Raw genomic sequence first — 576 nt, 5'->3', positions numbered from 1 at the left:
TTTCCATCTCCGGCGAGATGACGCCGCCGACGTAGTTCAACACCGCCTCGCCACTGCGATTGATGCGGCGCGTCTGCTCGACCGCGCGATGATCCATCCAGACGATGATGTTGCGTTCCGGATTGGCGGACTTGCTTACCGGCAGCGGCACGCCGCCCTCGCCCAGCACCACCAGCGAACAGGTGGCGTCGAAGCCGATGCCGGCGATCGCCTCGGGCGCCACGCCCGATTGCGCGACCGCTTCACGCGTGGCCGCGCAAACCGCCCGCCAGATGTCGTTGCTCGACTGCTCGACAATGTCGCCGGCCTCGCGCCAGACCTCGATGTCCCGTTTGGCCGAGGCAAGCAGGTTTCCCGTGTGGTCGAACACCCCGGCCCGCGCGCTGCCGGTGCCGACGTCGATGCCGAGGAAGTGGGACATTGGGGGAAACCTTCGGTTTAGGGCAGTAGGGCAGTAGGGCAGTAAGGCAGTAAGGCAGTACGGGAATAGGGGGATGGTGGCTTGGCTCGGGCCCGGGCATTGAACGGCAGAGCAATCCTACTGCCCTACTGCCCTACTGCCCTACTGCCCTACTC

1 protein-coding gene is annotated in these 576 nt (G+C 65.5%); it reads right to left on the bottom strand.

The features are described from left to right. A partial coding sequence (locus EN990_RS35275; RefSeq protein ID WP_245469247.1) for an FGGY family carbohydrate kinase occupies positions 1 to 421 on the bottom strand: 421 nt, incomplete at its 3' end. Between the last annotated feature and the right edge of the window lie 155 nt (positions 422 to 576).

Origin of the sequence: Mesorhizobium sp. M7A.F.Ca.US.005.03.1.1 (genome assembly GCF_003997975.1) — a bacterium.
GTDB classification, from domain to species: Bacteria; Pseudomonadota; Alphaproteobacteria; order Rhizobiales; family Rhizobiaceae; genus Mesorhizobium; species Mesorhizobium ciceri.
Note: the sequence above shows the minus strand (reverse complement) of the source record. Positions and strands in the feature narration are given on the sequence as shown.